The organism is Rhizobium sp. 3T7 (assembly GCF_020166565.1).
Taxonomy (GTDB): domain Bacteria; phylum Pseudomonadota; class Alphaproteobacteria; order Rhizobiales; family Rhizobiaceae; genus Rhizobium.
Map to the genome: position 1 here is coordinate 1 of NZ_JAIQXS010000066.1, position 537 is coordinate 537.

A 537-nucleotide genomic window follows, 5' to 3' on the forward strand; every position below is an offset into this window, starting at 1 on the left:
TTGGAATTGGCCGAGTCACCGTCGCTGTCGGTCGCCCTGAAGCCGAAGTCCAGCGTCCTGCTGCCGTCATTAAGGCCTGACGGAGCGTGGTCGATATTGCCCTTGAGTTCGAAGGTGTAAGAGCCGCTGTGCAGGTCGGACAGTGTCACCTTGAACACTTCCGCGCCGTTTGCCCCCTTCGTCGCCGTCAGAACCGTGCCGTCGGCCGACACCTTGTAGTAGATCGCAACGCCGTCCGACGTCAGGCCTGTCTGGCCTTCGGCAACCGTGAAGGCCACCGAGCGGTCTGCGGTGCCGCCGTTGTTGTTGTCCGCACCCCAGAATACATGCAGGTTGCCGGTTTGCGTCGTCGATTCCGGCAAGCCCATGTCGTTGGCGTGCGGCAGGTCGTCTTCGTTGACGGATTCCGACTCCGGCTTGCCGATGACCGGCTGATCGTCGACGACATTGACGGTGAAGGTGTTCGACGCCGTGTCGCCGTCCGAATCCGTTGCCGTAAAGCCGAAGTTCAGCTTCACGCTGTCGCTGTTCGGCGCC

Annotated in this window: 1 protein-coding gene; it reads right to left on the bottom strand. The window is 62.0% G+C overall.

Annotated features, from left to right (window positions below):
* Positions 1-537 (bottom strand): DUF5801 repeats-in-toxin domain-containing protein (locus K9B32_RS28865; protein WP_224568809.1); only part of this gene is annotated, 537 nt, incomplete at both ends.